The sequence below is a fragment of the Mesorhizobium sp. M1A.F.Ca.IN.020.06.1.1 genome (genome assembly GCF_004023265.1).
In the GTDB taxonomy this organism is placed as follows: Bacteria; Pseudomonadota; Alphaproteobacteria; order Rhizobiales; family Rhizobiaceae; genus Mesorhizobium.
In genome coordinates this window covers 1-4,435 of the sequence record NZ_RZSR01000485.1, presented here as the reverse complement: position 1 = coordinate 4,435, position 4,435 = coordinate 1, and the positions used below count along the sequence as shown (strand labels likewise).

Sequence of the window (4,435 nt, the reverse complement as noted above, 5' to 3'; positions counted from 1 at the left end):
GCATCGGCAGGGATGGAAGGCCAGCCGCTGCATGCCGCCAATCGAGCGCCGAGAGATCAGCCAGCGTTTCATGCGAAATTCGGAAGCCGGCGGCCTCGCGCCCCTCGGTGAAAACCCCTTCGCCCGCCGAACGGCTGGCCAGCGGCGCGTCGATCATGCGCGACATGGCTGTGACCTCGCGAACATAGGCCTTGCCGGAGGACGGCGGCGCGAGCAGCACGAGACCCGCCACGTCGTCGCGTCCGGCCGCCGCCAGCGGGGCCAGCAGGGCACCAAGCCGGAAGCCGACCAAAATGACGTCCGCCACGCCGCAATCCTGCTTCAGCCGATCGATCGCCGCGCCTATGCTCGCCGTCCACCGTTGCACCTGACCGGGCGTTGAATGATCCCCGGCGGCATTGCCGCAGCCGGGATAGTCGAATTGCAGCGCCGGCAGACCGTTTTCGGCCACCTTGTCAGCCAGAAGCCGCAGGAAACGCCGGCTGCACAGGTCCTCGTGGCCATGCGCCCCGGCGATCACGACACCCCGGCCGCGCCGCCCGGTTCCCCTGCCTTCATGAAGCCAGCCGATCGTGTCGGCGAAGACGACCCCCTTCATGCCACGCTCCCGGCAGGCCGCAACGAACGCATGATCTCCGCCCTGGTCTCTACATTGTCGGCTTGCGGCGCATCGTAGGCCACCTCGCGATCGCCATTCAGCGCCGTCACGACGCCGGCCGGCGTGGCAGAGGCCGGCCCATCCAGGCCAATTTCCTTCACCGCGCCCGGCATCAGGTGGAAGCCGTTCTCGCGCGGGAAGAACAGCCCATCCTTGATGGCGACGTGATAGGCGGCGCGCTTGCAAGCGAGCCGCAGGCGCCAGCCGTCTCTGCCGCGCATCAGCCCTGCCGACAGGCCGACATCGCGTCGCGCGGTCATGACGCCGGGAAGCACATGAAAGGCTTCGGCCAGGATCTCGCCGTCGCGGTCTTCCAGCCTTGCCACGGTTACCTCGTGCCCCGCTGGGCCGAAGCGATAGGCGTAAGACAGATCAAAGAAGGCGCCGAGCAGCGAGAATGCCGCAAGCGACTGCGCCCCGCGCGCCTGCAGAGTGACCGGCCGGCGCGCCGCCACCACCGGGGTGACGCCGTCGCGCAGGCAGGCAAGCGATAGCGTCGCCTCGACTGCCCTTGCCGTGTCATTGACGAGATGGACGCTCAGCCCGTTGACGCCCTCATCGCTCAGCGTCAGCCGGAGCGGCGCGAAGGCGCGTCTCAGCGCATGCCAGACCGATTTCGGCCGACCGGCAGAATCGACGACGCCCCACCCTGCTCCCGGGAGCAGATCCTTCCAGAAGAACACCAGCGCGCCCGCCGTCGGGGAGGCCGGTCTGCGCCATTCATCGATCGTGCGCTCAACCACCTCGGCAATGACAGCGCGCGAGAGGTCGAGGTAGCGCGCTGGATCCTCCATGCGCAGCCGGCGAGCGTCGACGCCGAACAGCGTCTCCAGATAATGCTCGCGCACGTCCTCGAAGTCCCACGACGCACCTGCATCGCGCGGCACGCCGGCCTTCCAGCGCGGATCGTGGCCGGGCGGAACGGGCAGATGCTCATCGAGCGTCGCCTGTTCCGGCACGTTGGCGAAGGCGAGGCATTCGCTGGCGAAACGCACCTCCGCGCGGCGCGCGTCCTCCAGTGGCCGGCAATAGGCGCCGACGCCATAGTAGTGCGTCGGGCCGCCATCCGCGGCGAAGGGCAGGCTGCCGCCGGAGGGCGAGGAGGACACGAGCGCCAGATCGGGCAGGATCGCCTGCGCGGCCGGACGCACGACATCGTCGAACCAGGGTGTCGGATCCATCGCCACCGGCATGCCGAGCATCGCGGCCTGCTGCGCCACCTCGCTGCCGCCGCACAGCACCGCCAGCGACGGCGAATGCCGAAGCCGCCCCAACAGGTTCTCCACCTCGCGCGACAGCGCCGCCCGCCAGGCCGCGCTCTTCGCCGGATAGTCGAAATTGGCAAGCATCAAGTCCTGCCAGACCAGAATGCCCATCTCATCGCACAGCTCGTGGAAGGCATCGCTTTCATAGGCGAAGGTGCCGCCGACCCGCAGCATGTTGACGCCGGCTTGGCGCGCGAGATCGAGGTCGGGCTCGATTTCGGCTCGCTCGCAGGGCAGTCGCACGGGATCGGAGGGCGTCCAGACCGCGCCGCGGCAGAACACCGGCACGCCGTTGACGACCAGGCGAAAATCGCGTCCGTCAGCACCGCGATCGATCTCGATGCGGCGGAATCCGACTCGGCCCAGCCGGCTGCGCACCGTGCCCAGCGTCGCCATGACTTCGTGCAGCGCCGGCTCGCCATGTCTGTTCGGCCACCATGGGGCGACATCGGCAACGGCCAATTCCGCCGTCAGCCGGGTGGGTGTCTCGAACTTGAGGGGCGCGCGCACTCCGGCACAGCTGACATGCGCCGTTTGCGCATTGTCGAAGGGTTCGGCGAGGGTTATCGCAACGGCAAGATGCCCGGTCGTGCCGTCGAGCCTGGCGCGCATGTCGGCATCGAGGATGCGCTGCCTGCCATTTTCGTGGATCAGCTTGACCGGACGCCACGGCCCGACGACATCGAAGCTCGGGCACCAGCCCGGCATATGGCCGATCAGGGTCGTGCGCACCAGCCGCAGCCGCTGATCGTCGATCATGCGAGGGCGCCAGCGGGCGCGTGGACCGATCGCCGTTTCCAGATGGCGGTCGAGACTGCGAAAGACGATGGCGAGCTGCTCGCCCCCTGAAAGGCTTACCGCAGCCTCATGGCGCTCGAACATCGAGGTCGAGGTGAACAACAGCCGATCGTCAAGCCAGACCTCGGCGACAGTCGCCAGCCCCTCGAACACCAGCCGCACCGGACCGGTCGCGTCGAGCCTGCGGCTGTACCAGACATCGCGGTCGTGCAGCCGGGTTGGCTGCTTGCGGTCCCAGCGGCCATGCTTTTCCAGCGTGGCGGCCGCCGTGCCGGGACAGGCCGCGTCCAGCCATTCAGCATTTGCGTCGATGTCATTCGGCGAAGCCCAGGCGCCGGCTGCGGAGACGGCCATCCGCCACCCCCGATCCGGCAATCCGGCAGTGCCGACGATCGACACCGTGGCGTCCATTCCCCCACCCATGCTCAAATACGCCTCGGCCGGCCCGCTAGGCCGCCTTGGAGGCGACATCGGCCATGCGGGCGTCCAGCACGTCCATCACCGTTTCGTAGGCCTGCGCCATCGGCGCGATTGCTTCCGTCAAGCCGTCGAAGCGCTGCCGCGCCATCGCGCGGGCGAGCTTGAACTGCATGACCTTGGCGCCCTCGGCAATGTTGCCGGCGGCTTGCACCGCCTCTGCCAGGCAGGTTTCGCCGTGCTGCCCCAGCCATTCGAGATGACTGCCAAGAAGTTCGAAATTCGCGCCGACCTGCCGCAGCGTGTTGAAGGCATAGGTGTGGAAATAGGCAGGCGACTTCGTCGCCAGCCTTTCAGCGTGGCGGCCGAACGCGGCCGCATAGGCGTCGAGCGGATTGCGCTTCGGCCGCCGCTTCAGGTGATGCGTGAGCAGCGCCGCCGCGGTCCCGACCGCGTCGCGGGCCGGGCGCGTGGCGTCGAGCTTCACGAATTCCGCGTAAGGAAACAGCGGCAGGTCGCCCGCCGACACACCATCCCATTGGCCGAAGATGCCGTCATAGTCTTGGCCCTCGAGCGCGAAGTAGCCGTCATTGTGGAAGTAACGCATATGCCGCGACTCGGGATCGAGCGCATTGATGCCGACCGTGGTCTTGGAATGGCCGCGGCGGTAGGTGATGCCTTTGGTGTCGGGCAGGTAGAAGGCATCGACCTCGACCAGCGGCAGCCGGCCGAGCTCGACTTGCGTCAGCACATGCGTCTCCAGCCGTTCGAAGACCGCCAGCTCTTGGATGTCCAGCCCCGCCAGCCTCTGCAGGTCGGCGGTCGGGAACTTGAAGAACGTGAACTGATCACCTTCGAAATCCTGCGCCGCGGTGAAACCGAGCGCTGCGACCGGATCGTGCCCGGTCGCGTGCAGAACCTCGATCAGAAGGTCGACATAGCAGTTGGTCTGCGGCCACCGCCTTTGCGGATCGTGCAGCCAGTGCGGCCGGTAGCTGGCCGGATCGAGGCCGGCGATCGCTCTCAGCATCTCACACGCTCCAGAGCACGTCGCGGACCGGCGCCGGCCAGGCTTCCGCGTCCGGCCCATGGTGGCGGAACAGCGCCAGCGCCACGCGCTCCAGCCCGAAGCCGACGCAGGCCGAATGGCAGAACTCCCCGTCGGCGAACTTCAGGCCCCAGGTCTGGCCAAAATGGTCCTGGTGATAATTGAAGCTCAAGCAGGCGGTCGGCTTCTCGATGCTGGTCACCGGAATCAGCAGCTCGAATTTCAGGCCCTGATCGCGCTGGTTGCTGT

Annotated in this window: 3 protein-coding genes and 1 pseudogene; all 4 read right to left on the bottom strand. The window is 67.6% G+C overall.

Features of this window, described 5'->3' with window-relative positions:
* The coding region (locus tag EOA60_RS20375; RefSeq protein WP_206628176.1) for an alpha/beta fold hydrolase at positions 1–520 on the bottom strand (520 nt) is incomplete at its 3' end.
* 74 nt (positions 521–594) lie between these two features.
* Entirely contained in the window at positions 595–3,144 is a 2,550-nt protein-coding gene (locus EOA60_RS20370) for a glycoside hydrolase family 2 protein (protein WP_245489915.1), read from the bottom strand.
* 25 nt (positions 3,145–3,169) lie between these two features.
* Positions 3,170–4,168 (bottom strand): DUF1839 family protein, encoded by a 999-nt coding sequence (locus tag EOA60_RS20365; protein ID WP_095823754.1) that lies wholly within the window; start codon positions 4,166–4,168, stop codon positions 3,170–3,172.
* Between the two features lies 1 nt (position 4,169).
* Positions 4,170–4,435 (bottom strand): annotated as a pseudogene (locus EOA60_RS20360) (hypothetical protein); the annotation flags it as partial.

Bases quoted from the DNA above. Each gene is read 5' to 3' on its own strand.
- EOA60_RS20370 (WP_245489915.1), bottom strand. From the start codon at position 3,144: ATGGGTGGGGGAATGGACGCCACGGTGTCGATCGTCGGCACTGCCGGA.
- EOA60_RS20365 (WP_095823754.1), bottom strand. From the start codon at position 4,168: ATGCTGAGAGCGATCGCCGGCCTCGATCCGGCCAGCTACCGGCCGCAC.